Source organism: Bacillus sp. FSL W8-1143, assembly GCF_037965155.1.
GTDB lineage: Bacteria > Bacillota > Bacilli > Bacillales > Bacillaceae > Bacillus > Bacillus pumilus.
In genome coordinates, this window is record NZ_CP150182.1 from 636,569 (window position 1) to 650,751 (window position 14,183).

Consider the following 14,183-nt stretch of genomic DNA (forward strand, 5'->3'; position numbering starts at 1 on the left):
AATAGGTGAATATTAAAACCTTCTAAAATACATGAAATTGAAGCGTTCGGATGTGAGTCTGGGCGCTTCAAAAGCGTGATTCACACTGAGAGCAGGTTTTCTCCTCTCATTTTTTCTGTGCGTTTATAAAAACTATATTGGACATAGAGGTGACACCATGACAAATTTAGTAAATGAAATGATTTTGGTTCTAGATTTCGGCAGTCAGTACAATCAGCTGATCACACGCCGTATTCGTGAATTTGGTGTGTACAGTGAGCTTCATCCGCACACTTTAACTGCTGAAGAAATTAAAGAAATGGCGCCTAAAGGAATCATCCTTTCTGGCGGACCAAACAGTGTTTATGATGAAGGATCTTTCCGCTGTGATGAAAAGATTTTTGATCTAGACATTCCGGTTCTAGGCATTTGCTATGGCATGCAGCTTATGACTCATTATTTAGGCGGGAAAGTAGAAGCGGCAAGCCAGCGTGAATACGGAAAAGCAGATATCCACATTAATGGAACGCCTGCTTTATTCAAAGACCTTCCGACTGATCAAGTCGTTTGGATGAGCCATGGTGACCTTGTTGTTGAAGTACCAGAAGGCTTTACTGTTGATGCAACAAGTGCACATTGTCCAAACTCAGCGATGAGCTTAGCTGAGAAGAATTTCTATGGCGTTCAGTTCCACCCAGAGGTTCGTCACTCTGAGTACGGAAATGACCTATTGAAAAACTTTGTCTTCGGCGTGTGTGACTGCGATGGCAAATGGTCAATGGAGAACTTCATTGAAATCGAAATGCAGAAAATCCGTGAAACAGTAGGCGACAAACAAGTACTGTGCGCACTAAGCGGCGGTGTAGATTCATCTGTTGTGGCGGTATTGATCCACAAAGCAATCGGCGATCAGCTGACATGTATTTTCGTTGACCACGGTCTTCTTCGCAAAGGCGAAGCAGAAGGGGTTATGAAGACATTTAGCGAAGGTTTCAACATGAACGTGATTAAAGTAGATGCGAAAGATCGTTTCTTAAACAAGCTAAAAGGTGTGTCTGATCCTGAGCAAAAACGTAAAATCATCGGTAACGAATTCATCTATGTATTCGATGATGAATCGGACAAGCTAAAAGGAATCGACTACTTAGCACAAGGAACACTTTACACAGATATCATTGAGAGCGGAACAGCAACAGCACAAACAATCAAATCTCACCACAACGTAGGTGGTCTTCCAGAAGACATGCAGTTCGAATTGATTGAGCCTTTGAATACGCTATTCAAGGATGAAGTCCGTGCCCTAGGTTCAGAGCTGGGTATTCCTGACGACATCGTCTGGAGACAGCCATTCCCAGGTCCAGGACTAGGTATCCGTGTACTAGGTGAAATTTCTGAAGAAAAACTAGAAATCGTCCGCGAATCGGATGCGATTCTACGCGAAGAAATTGCCAACTTCGGCCTTGATCGCGACATCTGGCAATACTTCACGGTCCTCCCAGACATCCGCAGTGTAGGTGTTATGGGTGACGCAAGAACATACGACTACACAATCGGTATCCGTGCTGTTACATCTATTGACGGTATGACTAGTGACTGGGCAAGAATCCCTTGGGATGTACTTGAGAAGATCTCAACTCGTATCGTGAATGAAGTGAAGCATGTGAACCGCGTGGTGTATGATATTACGAGTAAGCCGCCTGCTACGATTGAGTGGGAATAGTTATAAAAGAGCTAGAAACCTTTGTGTATCAAGGGTTTTTAGCTCTTCTTTATTTTTAATTGCACTTTTTCCTTCCTTTTTAATGTGTTAATGAATCATTCCATCCCTTACACACATCAATCCATTGTGAATAACCGGAGTATTTTTCTAATTGTTTTATTGTTAGTTCAATCGCACTGTTACTGCTCCCGCAGGCTGGATAAACTGTCTCAAAACGTTTTAGTGAAATATCTAAATAAACAGAAACGCCATTCTTTATAGCAAAAGGACATACTCCGCCAATTTCATGACCGACCAAGTCAACGACCTCATGAGGAGGCAGCATTTTAGCTTTTGTTTTAAAATATTCCTTGAATTTTTTGTTATCAACTTTTGCATCGCCAGAGGTCACAACTAAAATAGCTTGTCCATTTACTAGAAAGGAGAGTGTTTTTGCGATTCTTTCAGGTTCGCAGCCTAATGCAGAAGCAGCCAAGTCTACGGTTGCACTAGATACTGAAAATTCCTGAATTCGAGTATCCATATCATATTGTTTAAAATAATCTTTTACTTTCTTGATCGACATGATGATTTCTCCTTTTTATTAGTATTGATTTGAAGTTTGCTCGACTTTATTATTTAAACGATATTGATGTGGTGTTAGGTGAAACTTTCTCTTAAATAAACGAATGAAATGCTCTACATTTTGATAACCAACAGCTGTCGCAATATCATCTATTTTTAAATCACTACCAGTGATCATTTCGCAGGCTTTTTCCAATCTTATTTCTTGTCGAATTTCACTAAATGATTTGCCAAGTTTATGAGCTATATATTTAGACAGATAAGATTGTGAAAGGTTAAATTCCTCTGCCATCTCCTGGATTGTTATATGCTCACAACATTGCTGAATATATTGGAGCATTTGAATAATACGTATATCACTATATTGTTTGACCTGATTTACGTTCATATGACTTGGTTTGAATCTTAATAAGAGGCATAATAATATCTCAAACAAATTATTCATAATCAATTGGTAACTAGGAAACCGATTATAATTTTCTGTAAATAGTTGAAGAGAGCAGTCTAGCAAATTTTTATCCAAGCGACTATGGAAAATAAGAATATTTTTATTTTCTTTTATATACAATGCATTCAAAAAGAACTCTGAAATGACATGATTGCCTTTTAACATTTTAAAAAACACTTTTTGAAAAGTACTTTTACGGATCATGATTTGGATTGCGATTGTATTCTCCATGACAATTGGCTTGTGTATTGTATCAGGTGGAATAAAGGCAATATCTCCTGATTTTAAAGTCATTTTTTTATCTTCCACTTCTAAATACATCTCATTTTCCAGAACATAGATCATCTCAAAGAAATCATGGATAGCCGACAATGGAGGCATAAAACGGCTATACTTTCTCACTTCGATATCTTTCTCCTGACCTAACCACATGGTATCCTCTTTTTCAAATTCGTTCTGCCCTTTAAGCAAAAATTCTTCTATATATATTTGCTTATGCATGAAAGTGTTTTGATCATAATCCTTCAAAAATAATTGCAATGATTGATTGTCATGCTTTTTCTGTTGGTATTGTTGATAAAAGATTTCTTGCTCGTTATATTCTCTTAAATATTGCATCGCTTCATGTTTTTCAAGTTTATCTTTTTCCATCTACATCCAAACCTCTAGTCTATTTACTGCAACCACCAGGGCTTTCACTGTTGCTTCAATAATATCTTGATCAATTCCAGCACCCCAATGCATTTTTCCTTGATATGAAATACCAATCTGTGCACAGGCTTTTGCTTGAGAATCCTTGCCCAAAGAATTCTGCTCATAGACTTCCAAAACATACTCGAGATTAAAGTAAGCTTTTAACGCATGACTGATTGCATCTAAACTTCCAGTGCCAGTTCCTTGTATTTCAATTTGTTGATGATCTCTCAGCAAAGTTAAGGTGACTTCCTGCTTCTCTCCTTTATGAAATTGATAATCAAGCACCTGGAAATGAGGGTGAAAATCAACATACTGTTCTTCAAATACATGATATATTTCTTCGACAGACAATTCCCTATTTGTCTGATCAGATACTTTCTTCGCTTCATATCCCATGGCTTCATTCATTTGATAAGGAAGTTGAATGCCATAATTTGTTTCTAGTATATAGCCTATGCCGCCTTTTCCAGACTGGCTATTGATTCGAATCACATCCGTTTGATAATTCCTCCCCAAGTCAACTGGATCTACTGGGATATACGGAACGTCCCATTTATCAACATGATTTTCCTTTCTATATTTCATACCTTTAGATATAGCATCTTGATGTGACCCAGAGAATGCGGTGAAAACCATCTCGCCAGAATATGGCTGTCTCTCATGAACAGTAATTTTGGTTAGTTTTTCATATTTTTTCCGAATAGCTTCTAGGTTATTGAAATTCAATTTTGGATTATAACCTTGTGAATACATATTCATTGCCAAGGTAATCAAGTCTACGTTCCCTGTACGTTCACCGATACCAAATAATGTACCTTCGACTCTTTCTGCGCCAGCCAGAACACCAAATTCTGCATCACTCACCCCAGAGCCGCGGTCATTATGAGGATGAACAGATAATGTCACACTGTCTCGGTAAGACAGATTTTTGTGTATATACTCAATCTGACTTGCAAAGATATGAGGCATTGAATATTCAACTGTTGTCGGAATATTGATGATTGCTTTATGAGTTGGTGTCGGTTTCCAAATATCTAAAACACTATTACAAATATCTAACGCATAATCAACTTCAGTTCCTGGAAAGCTTTCTGGACTATATTGAAAATAAATATCACTATTTGTTTTTTCGGCAAGTTCTTTTACTAAAATAGCTCCATCAATGGCAATTTGTTTAATTTCATCTTTTGTTTTCTTAAATACCTGTCTGCGCTGCGCTTCTGAAGTCGAATTATATAAATGAACAATCGCTTTCGGTACCCCCTTAATGGCTTCGAAGGTTCGGCGGATAATATGCTCTCTCGCTTGCGTGATCACCATAATCGTTACATCGTCTGGAATCATATGATGATCAATCAGTGTCCGTAATAGCCTAAACTCCGTATCGGAAGCAGCTGGAAATGCGATTTCAATTTCTTTAAAACCTATCTCTACTAGTAACTGAAACATTTCCAATTTTTCTTCTAAGTTCATAGGAATAGGTAATGCTTGATTTCCATCCCGTAAATCCACACTGCACCATATCGGAGCACTTTCTAATGTTTCTTTCTTCACCCAATCATAAGTAAGGTTCGGTGGCAAAAAGTATTTCTTTTCGTATTTTTTGTGGTTAAACATCATCGGTTCCTCCTGTAATTGGAATATAAAAAAAGCCTATCATCTCCAAGATTTAACTTGGAGACGAAAGACTTCATCTTACGCGGTACCACCCCTGTTTCATGATAACCATACATTATCATGCCCTTATTCGGATACAGATTGTTATATCTTATATCCTTCCCATATAACGGTGGGGTGCCGACCTTAACTACATCAATCCTTTTCACTTCACTAAGGCTACTCTAAGGTGAGTTCCCTGCCTTCTTGTTATTGCTTCTCATCAACCAGCAACTTTCTGAAAACATTTCGGCAAGTACTATTCCTTATCATCGCATTCTAATTTTTTTGATTTTTTCTATTATACCAAGATGACAAAAAAGAGATAGTGGTAGGGATATCTTTTTCAATTGATTTTTTTTGTCCTATGGGTGTCTTATCTTTATTTTCAATTTTATTTTACTTCTGTTTTAATGGTGAAATTGAAATCTAGAATAACTAGCGTTTTTTGCTAGAGTTTGAAGCGGTAATTCATCTTTCAGATGTTAATGGTCCTTGAATCGTTTTCTCATGTTCTTGATAGGACAACCGAGCACATCTTTACCTTACGAGTTTAGCATAACGGAAATCATTTTTAAGAAACTTGACTTTTTGTGCTATGTTGCAATATCAAAGAATGGAGGAAAAGCATTTTAAGAAATAATTAAGAAAACTTTCTGTAAGAGAAATTTAATGATTATTTTGTGGAAGGCTATTAAAAAATCAACAATTAGCACAAATGATCAAAAAAAAGAGGAGGGAAGTAATAAAATAAAAGGTAGAGGGGGGAGAAACAATGGATTACTATGAGAGAATACAGCATTCGATTGAGTTTATTGAGGAGAATCTCCAAAACAATATATGTATAAAGGATATTTCCTCGAAATCCTGCTTTTCAGCGTTTCATTTTCAGCGTTTGTTTCAAGCCATTACAGGTTTTTCTGTGCAAGAGTATATCAGAAATAGAAGGCTCTCTGAAGCTGCTAGGTTACTGAAAGAGACAAAGCAGAACATTTTACACATAGCGATTGCTTTCCAGTATGGTTCTCAAGAAGCGTTTACTCGTGCTTTTTTACAATTCTTTGGGGTGACACCAGGTAGGTTTAGAAAAGAAGAAATGGTGTTAAAGCAACAAAACAAAATGGATTTTTTAGCGTACCAGTCTAAGCTAGACAGTGAATTCAATATGAATAAACCTGTCATGACTCAATTAAGCAATTTTTATATCATTGGTTACGAGTATCAAACGAATCTTCAAAATGAGGAATATTTCACGGATATTCCTTTGTTTTATATGGATTTTGGAAAAAAGGAGTATTATCAACAGATTCCAAAGAAAATAGCACCTCATATGGCTTATGGTGTATCTACTTCTTTTCAAGATGACGGCCGTTTTTCGTTTGTGGTAGGGGAAGAAGTGGAGGAATCCGATATAGAATTAAATGAAGGGTTTGTAAAAATAGTGATTCCTGAGGGGAGATATGCAGAATTTAAAGTGAGTGGATCTCATGAAATGGTGCAAAACACTAGAAGATATATCTATGGTAGCTGGCTTCCAAATTCTAATTATGAAAGAACGAGTGGACCAGATTTTGAAATAACAGATGTCTTACATTCGAATGGCCCGAACGATATCAAAATGAAAATCTATATTCCTATCGAGGAATAAGGGGGATTAAGAGATGAAAATAGAAAGTCTTTTTGGCACTTTTCCTGTAGTTGCGTCAAAGAATGTATTGTTAAAAAAGGTGGAAGAGCGTCATTTGCCAGAGTTATTTTCAATTTACGACAATGACACAGTCTTTCAGTATTGTGGGATCATTCCCAAACATAATCTCCAAACGGTAAAAAAAATGATTGGACATTTCGAACGGGATTATACGAAGAAAAGCAGAGTGAAATGGGGAATCTTTCAAAAGGATAATCCTCATACGCTAGTTGGTATCATCGAAACAATGGACCTCAATCAAAAAGTGAATGCGGTGACGATTGGCTATTTCTTTGCGGAGGAACATTGGGGCAAAGGCATCGCAACAGAAGCTGTCTCTACACTAGTGAAATTTCTGTTTGAAGAGATTGATATCAATAGAATTCAAGCGGAGGTCATGCCGGCAAATGAGGTATCAAAAAAAGTCCTTTTGAAAAATGGTTTTATCAAAGAAGGACTGCTTAGACAAGCTGTTTTATGGTCAGGCAAAGGAGTTGTTGATTTAGAAATATACAGCATGCTGAAGGAGGATTACATGAGTGAATAAGCACGAGAACATGATGATGCTGATATGGCGTTTAGGATATCGGCTTTTTGTTACGATCTCATTTTTCTGTATTTCGGAATTCCTTTTAGAAAATAAAAAAGCGAACACTGAGCTCGCTCCTTAAGGTTTATTTCATTTCGTTTGAAAATCGAATTTGTCTATCTTTTAGTTCATCATAAAATGTGAAGTGTTGTAACTCTAATTCTTCACAGACTTTTTTGATGATCCATTTGCCTCGTTCTTCAATCCTAAGATTTACTTTATGTAGGTACTCACTTAATTCTTGTTCATTTTGAGGTTTTAAATGATTGTAATTTCCTATGCTATCAAAATGACCTTTCCAAAATTCACTCACTGTCCATTCTTCATCATTATTCACATAAGGTTGAAGGAAATATCGTTTGACGAACTGTTTCCAACATCCTAATGGTTGAAAGAATTCAAAAAGTGAATACATCGTCACATCCCAATAATCTTGAGAAAATAAATAACGGCCCGAATTCATCCAATGTGGTAATACGGTAAAATTCCCAATGCAGTGGGTGGCAGTAGCGAATTTTTCAAAATCATGGTTGAGATGATTATCAGAAGTTAGTTTTTTAGAATGATTGAAAGTCGTAATGAACGAATTCATTGTTTCTCCACGGAGCAAATTGTGACGATCTAAAGAAAGCTGTGATTTAGGCTTTGGCTCATATTCAGTACTCCAAAGTAATTGATAAATATAAAAAGGTTCTTTATCACAGTCAGCTTTGCGACCGGCTTTTTTGGTGACATTACAGATTCCAATTTCTTTGAGTTTACGACTTTTATAATCTAATATTAACTCAATTGATGATTTATCTTTTGGTATCGGCTCTTTGATATAACTTTGTTTAAAATCCCATTCCCAAGGCTTTATTTCAAGTCCTTCGCACTTTTCAAACCAGCCTTCTATCCATGTGTTCTCCTTCATTTCTTTCCTCCTCTTTTCATTATCTATTGAACACTTTTTTCATTCTTAATCTTCTCCACAACACCACTGCAAGCACAAGTAAGATGACACATTGAAACGAAAGCAAAAGCATTTGCATTGCCATAGGCGTTTGCCCACTTGTCATTTGATCCACGATATTATGCACCGCGTGCCATAGGACGACCCATTGCAGGCTGTTTGTGAGTGCCACAATTTCAGCTGCAACGAATCCAAATAAAAAGGCGAATATGATTTGTGTCACTGTTAATGTGAGGATTTTTCCGCTTAGTAAATTGGCAGAATGACCGAGGCCGAATAGTACGGCGGAGCCCCATATGGCAGTGCTCAAGTTGATTTGTTTTAAATATTGAAACAGGATGCCTCGAAAGATTCCTTCTTCAAACAGACCGACACACACCATGAAGAAACAAAGTGCTATAAAGGAAGAAAGGGTTAGATCCTTATTTAATCCAGCAATAAATGGAATGGCCTCGATGATAAGGATGGGAAATATCCACATACCAAGAGACCCTTTTCGAAAACCTATTTCTTTCAAGTGAAAACGACTTTTTTGAATAATGAATAGAAGTAAAAGACACCCAGCCAGCATCGCACAGCCATTGATGAGATAGATGTTCGTTGGATCGGTTACTTCTTTGATGGATATATAGACACCTGCACTTGTTGGGATGATTAAAGAAAACAACAGTAGAAGTACTGATTTTCGAATGATTGTGATTGGTTTCATGTTTTGATTCCTCCTCTAACGTCAGAGTAGTGGAATCAAGCATAAGTCACAATTAAATCTTCCTAACATGTCAATATTTAGCCCTAAGATGCACTTTAAGATGTTGTTCGTTTCTTTCGCTGCTTTAAAAGTTCGTTGATTTCCTCAGCAGTTGCTTGATCTTTTTTATACAATAGGTACTTCATCAAAAAGAATAATGCCATGACCACAAGGAAATTCACGATGAACGAAAGGAGACTGATTTCACCGCTGACGATGATGATGGTTGTCATAATCATACACATCACAAGGACGATATATAAGATTTGTTGAAAAAGAATCCGTTTGTGGCTGTACGTTTGTTTTGGATATAGCAAGAAGGTCAGGGCGCTTGAAAAAAAGGAACTGAACATGATTGCTTGTAAAATATAGATGGGCATTGTTCCAAACGTGAAACAGTAAATCAATACGAGTGCAGTAAAGATCAGACAAAATGTGATCAAAAGATTTGTGATATAACGTTTCATCCTGTTCACTTCCTCCGTAACCCAAGCTTCTCTTTTAATGCTTGAATATAAAAACGTGAAATCATTACCTTTTCTCCATTCATAAGGCTTGCTTCAAAACGGCCACTCGTTTTAGGAGAAATAGCGGCGATCTGATCAATATTAAGAATCATCGATTTAGATACCCTCAAATAATCATGCGCTTCAAGCCGTTCTTCAAGTTCAAATAACTTTTCCTTTATGAGAAACACCCCATCTGACGTATACAAGAACGATCTTTTATCGACGCTTTCTATATATAAAACCTCGTGATAATAGACCTTCTTCATTCTTTCTTTCGTGGGCTCTTGCGCTAGGAAATAGGGTGATGATTGCTTCACTTGTTGAACTAGCTTTTCAATAGTAGGATTTAGCTCATAAATGTGAAAAGAAACATACTCTGATTGCGGCTTTTGGATGAAATGAATATCCGTTTTCATTTGTTTCTCCTCTGTCTATTAGGATTTTTCGTAATCTCTCTTCAAAATCGAATACATATACACATCATCGAACCCCTTTTGACCCAATTCATACTCTCTCAATAATCCCTCTCCCACAAAATCAATCTTCTCCAATAATTGAACAGACGACGTATTTTTAGGATCAATGATTGCTTCAATTCGATTCAGATTCATCTCCTGAAATCCATATCGTAACACCGCAGCAATCGCTTCCTTCATGATGCCTTTTCTCCAATGATCGTGGTGTAATTCATAGCCAATTTCGGTGCGGCAGTGCTGTTTTTCTAGATTGAGAAAGCCGCAGCTGCCGATGATCGCAGGATCTTCTTTTAAAGAAATGCCCCACCGGATGCCTGTTTGTTCTTTGAAGATATTGTCATACCACTTGATTTCTCCTTTTGTGTCTTCGATGGATTCATGAGCATCAATGCCCATGTAGCGGCACACGGTTTCATTGGATAAATAGATATGCATATCCTTAGCGTCTTCGGTCGTTGCTTGTTTTAAGATTAGTCTTTCAGTATGTATTGTTGGAAATGATTTTGGAAAGGTGATGTTGTTCATTTGGTTATCCTCCATGCGATGTCTTTTGTTCTGTACATGCCTTACAATAAAAAACCCCTTCATTCCTCAACCAAGCCTTCACTTCTGTCATCCCTCTTCTCTTTGGATAGACCAGCTTGACGTACACTTCTTCGTTTCCTTCTATTTTTTTCTGACAGCTAGCACAAGTGGGTTCTTCGAATCGAAACAATCGACATACTCCTTTTTGTAGATATTTCTTCCATTATATCAAATATTCAACTTGTTCTTTTGACTCCATTCTTCACTTTCTCTATTTTTATCCGACATATGCTAAGTAAAAGAAATTTCCGTTTGTTGAAACCGTTTGAGAGAAAGCGTGCTCTAACAGGTGTAGGAGGTGTGAGTGAGATGAAGCAAGTGCGTCTAATTAAAAAAGCACAAAAAGGGAATGTCCCGGCATTTGAGAAATTAATGCTGATGTATCAGGAGCGTTTATATAAAACGGCTTTTCTCTACACAAGAAATAAAGAGGATTCGTTAGATGCTGTTCAAGAAACGGTCATTAAAGCGTTTAAGCATCTATCTGGATTAAAAGAACCGACTTATTTTTCTAGCTGGCTGACGAGAATTTTGATTCATACAATTTTTGCGATGAAGAAAAAACAGCAAGATGTTGTTCCGTTTGAACAGCAGCACGAAAGCATTGAACGTCATGATTTATTGGAAGACAAGCTCGATTTAAAAAACGCACTTGAAGTGTTAGATGAGCAATACCAGATAGTCATTCAGTTGTTTTATTTTCAAGATTATTCAATTTCGATGATTTCTGAACAAATGGGAATGCCTGAAGGAACGGTTAAAACTCATTTGTATCGAGCAAGAAAGTTATTAAAGCAAACGTTGGAGAAGGAGGAGAGTGTCGATGGAACGAAAAGAAATGAAAAAGCTTTATGATGAGATTGAAGTACCAATGGTGGAAGTAACTTCTGCGGTTCGCCAAGCAATAGGAGATGTGAAAGCGGAAAAGAAAAGACGTTGGTTCACATGGAATTGGAGAACACCAATATACTCAGTCATCGTCCTTGTTGTCCTTTATTTTTCATCTGGTTTCCTTTTTCCTTCGCTTAATACAGCAATGGCACGTGTCCCGATTATTGGGCAGTTTTATATGATGTTTCACGATAAAGTAGGAATGTCTCTTTTTCAGAGTGATGTGGTGAAGCATGTCAATGAGGGGGCTGAATCAAGAGGGGTTACTGTGAAAGTAAACAGTGTGTACTATGATGCCGGGCGGCTTGTTTATACGTTTACTGTGGAGAATTTCCATACAAAAGAAGAATTTATACCGATCAAGATTGATTCAGATCAGATCAATGGAAATTTCCAACCGAATATAGATAGTCCGGAGTTGAAAAAATTAAAAGATGGTCGATATGCAGGACGAATGGAATTCTATACAAATGGACAGGTGATCAAACAAGGCCAAAAAGCGCCACTCGTGATTTCGAAAATCGGAGATATTGTAGGGAATTGGCGCTTTGAGTTACCTGTGGTTAAGCAAAAAACCACTTTATTAGCAGGACAAAAAGAAGTATCTATTTTAAATGGACGTTATCAAGTGAAAGATATAAAGGTGGAAAATGGAGTGAATTCCTCTGTGATTCAATATGCGATTGATTACAATGGTGTCGCAAAAGGTGATCAGGTACTAATAGATAGAATGAGAGATAATTTAGGAAATGAATACAGGCTTAAGACCGGGACAAGATTTGAGGAAAAACAACTTTCAAACAAAAAAACTAGGATAAATCATATGACAATCTTAAATCAGCCAATCGATCCAAAGGCGACAGAACTAACATTTTTCACTACTTTGTGGGTAGAACATGAAGAAAGCAAAATCATTCCCCTCCAAACAAAGCTACCTGTTCAGCTTAAGACAAAACACTATGGAATTGGGATTGAAATCAATAAAATGGAGCAAAAAGGGCGTTCTGTGATCGTTGATTATCAATTTACTGGAGTAGATCAAAAAGAATTAGACGAGGATGTGATGAAGAATGTCGGTGAATCAATTGGATTAGGAGATGTTGAAAAGATGAAATCATGGTCAGACCCTGAAGCAAATTACGAAAACGGATATTACTTGAAGGGGAACAATGCGAAGGTGACCAATTTAAAGACAGCTTCTATGCAATCCACTTTTGATTTTGATGTGAAGGAGTTAGACACATTATCATTAAACCATTTTTCATTTAAGGATTATGGGCTTTATCTTGATTTGTCAGTTCTGAATACGTTGGCACCACACAAAGATATACTTGTAACCATTCCAGTCAAAAAAGAAACATCAAAAGCTAGTCAATAAATAAAAGAGCGAACATGATTACACATGTTCGCTTTTTGTCTGCTTTTGGACCAGTCGATTACGCTGGAACGAGTACCGAATCAACATGAATGCAACAAAACTGGCTAAACCGCCAATCCAGCTTAAGTTCGTGACATTTGTATATTGTATAATCACACCGCCCATTGACGATCCAAGCATCATGCCGATATTCATAATCGCTGTATTAAAGCTCAGCACGGTTTCTGATGCTTGGGGTTTTAGAGAGATGAGGTAAAACTGCTTCGCCGGAGTTGTCGTCCATGTAGCGATGCCCCATATGGCAAGCGTAATCAAGATACTTATTGTAGAGAATTGCGTAAAGAATAAAGCAAAGAGAGCGAGCATCTGGATCATGATGCTGATCGAGATGGTTCGGTTTGGTCCCCATTGATCAACGGCGAAGCCGCCAAATCGTGAGCCTATAAAAGCAGCGATTCCTAAAATGAGTAAGGCGATACTTGTCATTTCAAGAGAAAAGCCAGCGGTCTGTCGTAATAAAGGCGAGATATAAGCGAATACCATTGTGTAGCCTAAGATCCAAAAGACGGTCGTGGCTAATCCGCTGATCACCCTGCGATCTTGAAGGAGATGTAATTGCTGCTTCAATGGCAGATGTGAATGTCCTTCCATGCGTGGAAGTAATTGATAAAGCAGTAGTAAAAGACAAGCAGTACCTAGTGCAATGATGAGAAAAATATAGTGCCAATCCACATGACCTGATAGAAATGTGCCAATAGGGACACCAAGTACGAGTGAAACGGTAAAACCAGTAATGACCGTTGCCATCGCACTTCCCTTTTTTTCTGGAGGGGCGATCTGCGCTGCATAATTCGTGGCGACGACAATATATAAGCCGCCACTCATCGCCATGATGACTCGGGATAGCAGGAGCAGCACAAAGTGATGGCTAAAAAAGGCGACCACATTGCCTAAAATAAACACAAAAATACCAGCTAACAGAACCTTTTTTCGGTTCAATCTCGATGTTGCCATGACTAAAAAGAGAGCACCTACTGCATAAAAGAGAGAGTACACGGTGATAAGCTGCCCGGCAGCAGGAATAGAGATATTTAAATCAACAGAAATCATATCTAGAATGCCTGACACGACGAATTCTGACGTGCCTGTGACGAATGAACCGACAGCTAAAAGAATAATCAATAGCTGATGTGATGTGTTTTTCATTTTTGAACCCTTCCTTCAATTTGATACGTTGTTTTTAGTTTAAATTCCGTGCTAACATAAGTAAAATTGATGTTTTTCATGAAGGAGATGAGTGAATAC

The 14,183-nt window shown here is 37.6% G+C and carries 15 protein-coding genes and 1 other annotated feature; of the genes, 5 read left to right on the top strand and 10 right to left on the bottom strand.

The genetic code is table 11. The features are described 5' to 3' along the window. Window positions 1-157 precede the first annotated feature (157 nt). The gene (guaA, locus tag NSQ36_RS03190; RefSeq protein ID WP_113386774.1) at window positions 158-1,699 is read left to right on the top strand and encodes a glutamine-hydrolyzing GMP synthase; all 1,542 of its coding nucleotides are present in this window, start codon (window positions 158-160) and stop codon (window positions 1,697-1,699) included. A gap of 79 nt (window positions 1,700-1,778) precedes the next feature. On the opposite strand, the gene NSQ36_RS03195 is transcribed toward guaA, so the two are convergent. From NSQ36_RS03195 to NSQ36_RS03205, 3 genes are read right to left on the bottom strand one after another with little or no spacing between them, the layout of a single operon-like run. Beyond that, window positions 1,779-2,264: a YbaK/EbsC family protein gene (locus NSQ36_RS03195; RefSeq protein WP_310026611.1), complete on the bottom strand. Its 486-nt coding sequence runs from the start codon at window positions 2,262-2,264 to the stop codon at window positions 1,779-1,781. An 18-nt stretch (window positions 2,265-2,282) separates the two neighbouring features. Further along, complete coding sequence (locus NSQ36_RS03200; protein WP_339206742.1) at window positions 2,283-3,362, bottom strand: AraC family transcriptional regulator; 1,080 nt, start codon at window positions 3,360-3,362, stop codon at window positions 2,283-2,285. Then, window positions 3,363-5,024 (bottom strand): 2-isopropylmalate synthase, encoded by a 1,662-nt coding sequence (locus NSQ36_RS03205; protein WP_335356303.1) that lies wholly within the window; start codon window positions 5,022-5,024, stop codon window positions 3,363-3,365. It lies immediately after the preceding gene. A gap of 56 nt (window positions 5,025-5,080) precedes the next feature. Then, window positions 5,081-5,345 (bottom strand) — a binding site (T-box leader). Window positions 5,346-5,838: 493 nt separating this feature from the next. On the opposite strand from NSQ36_RS03205, the gene NSQ36_RS03210 reads away from it, so the two are divergent. Continuing rightward, window positions 5,839-6,711: an AraC family transcriptional regulator gene (locus NSQ36_RS03210; protein WP_339206745.1), complete on the top strand. Its 873-nt coding sequence runs from the start codon at window positions 5,839-5,841 to the stop codon at window positions 6,709-6,711. 13 nt (window positions 6,712-6,724) lie between these two features. Continuing rightward, window positions 6,725-7,297: a GNAT family protein gene (locus tag NSQ36_RS03215; protein ID WP_339206747.1), complete on the top strand. Its 573-nt coding sequence runs from the start codon at window positions 6,725-6,727 to the stop codon at window positions 7,295-7,297. A 127-nt stretch (window positions 7,298-7,424) separates the two neighbouring features. Here the strand turns inward: NSQ36_RS03215 and NSQ36_RS03220 are convergent, their stop codons facing one another. From NSQ36_RS03220 to NSQ36_RS03245, 6 genes are all read right to left on the bottom strand, one after another. Then, window positions 7,425-8,252 (bottom strand): hypothetical protein, encoded by an 828-nt coding sequence (locus NSQ36_RS03220; RefSeq protein ID WP_339206749.1) that lies wholly within the window; start codon window positions 8,250-8,252, stop codon window positions 7,425-7,427. Between the two features lie 19 nt (window positions 8,253-8,271). After that, window positions 8,272-9,000 carry a CPBP family intramembrane glutamic endopeptidase gene (locus NSQ36_RS03225; RefSeq protein WP_339206750.1) on the bottom strand — a complete coding sequence of 243 codons (729 nt, stop codon included), beginning with the start codon at window positions 8,998-9,000 and terminating at the stop codon, window positions 8,272-8,274. A gap of 95 nt (window positions 9,001-9,095) precedes the next feature. Further along, the gene (locus NSQ36_RS03230; RefSeq protein WP_137055457.1) at window positions 9,096-9,506 is read right to left on the bottom strand and encodes a hypothetical protein; all 411 of its coding nucleotides are present in this window, start codon (window positions 9,504-9,506) and stop codon (window positions 9,096-9,098) included. Window positions 9,507-9,511: 5 nt separating this feature from the next. Continuing rightward, window positions 9,512-9,964 (bottom strand): LytTR family DNA-binding domain-containing protein, encoded by a 453-nt coding sequence (locus tag NSQ36_RS03235; RefSeq protein WP_065099138.1) that lies wholly within the window; start codon window positions 9,962-9,964, stop codon window positions 9,512-9,514. 18 nt (window positions 9,965-9,982) lie between these two features. After that, window positions 9,983-10,549, bottom strand: coding sequence for a GNAT family N-acetyltransferase (locus NSQ36_RS03240; RefSeq protein WP_339206752.1), 567 nt, complete (start codon window positions 10,547-10,549; stop codon window positions 9,983-9,985). Window positions 10,550-10,553: 4 nt separating this feature from the next. Beyond that, complete coding sequence (locus NSQ36_RS03245; RefSeq protein WP_339206754.1) at window positions 10,554-10,739, bottom strand: Fe3+ hydroxamate ABC transporter substrate-binding protein; 186 nt, start codon at window positions 10,737-10,739, stop codon at window positions 10,554-10,556. 179 nt (window positions 10,740-10,918) lie between these two features. Between NSQ36_RS03245 and NSQ36_RS03250 the strand changes: the two genes are divergently transcribed. Then, complete coding sequence (locus tag NSQ36_RS03250; RefSeq protein ID WP_339206756.1) at window positions 10,919-11,464, top strand: sigma-70 family RNA polymerase sigma factor; 546 nt, start codon at window positions 10,919-10,921, stop codon at window positions 11,462-11,464. Then, a complete protein-coding gene (locus NSQ36_RS03255; protein ID WP_339206758.1) occupies window positions 11,433-12,878 on the top strand; it encodes a DUF4179 domain-containing protein in 1,446 nt (481 codons plus the stop codon). Before NSQ36_RS03250 ends, NSQ36_RS03255 begins: the two co-directional genes overlap by 32 nt. 18 nt (window positions 12,879-12,896) lie before the next feature. Here NSQ36_RS03255 and NSQ36_RS03260 read toward each other — a convergent pair whose 3' ends face one another. Further along, on the bottom strand, window positions 12,897-14,084 hold the full coding sequence (locus NSQ36_RS03260; RefSeq protein ID WP_339206760.1) for an MFS transporter: 1,188 nt from the start codon (window positions 14,082-14,084) through the stop codon (window positions 12,897-12,899). Window positions 14,085-14,183 lie beyond the last annotated feature (99 nt).